Below are 615 nucleotides of genomic sequence, written 5' to 3'. Positions count from 1 at the left end.
ACACCCCGGCCGCGTTCGACACCACGGTCGCGGAGTTCGCCCGGCACGCGACGGTGACCCAGCTGCAGCGCACCGTCACCCGCTACGACTTCACCCTCCAACCCGACAGCGTCGACGACCGCGGCCGCGGCCTGCCCGGCGAGATCCTGTCCGGTGACGAGAGCGGCGGGGAGGGCGGCGACGGTGGGTCGGGGAAGCGGGCGCCGGTCGAGCCGGCGCACCTGAGCATGGGCCTCGACGCCGACGGGCGGTTCCGGCTGCGCTACGACGCCCCGGCCGAGGTCGGCGCGCTCGTCGAGTCAGCCCTCGCCGAGGCCAAGGACCATCTCTTCCACGCCCTCACCCCCGAGAGCGTCCGCGACGCTGACGGCGGTGTGAGCGACGAGCAGAAGCAGGCCCTCAACGGGGACGTCCTGCACCCGACCTGGACCGAGGTCGACGGCGGCCGGCCCCGCGTCACCTGGGCCGACGCCCTGATCGTGCTCGCCACCCGCTCCCTCGACGCCGCAGGCAGTGACGGCTCGGGTGGAGCTGCCCGGCGGGCTCGCTACCGGGTGCAGGTCCACCTCGACACCGACGGTGGCTGGCTCACCGGCCGCCCCCGCCTGCCCCAAC

At 75.0% G+C, this 615-nt stretch carries 1 pseudogene; it reads left to right on the top strand.

The annotated features are described in order from the left end of the window. A pseudogene (locus AB4Y83_RS22685) lies at positions 1–615 on the top strand (HNH endonuclease signature motif containing protein); the annotation flags it as partial.

Origin of the sequence: Terrabacter sp. RAF57 (assembly GCF_052113925.1) — a bacterium.
Classification (GTDB): domain Bacteria; phylum Actinomycetota; class Actinomycetes; order Actinomycetales; family Dermatophilaceae; genus Terrabacter.
The sequence above is the reverse complement of the archived record's forward strand: the minus strand, read 5'-3'. Positions and strand labels throughout refer to the sequence as shown.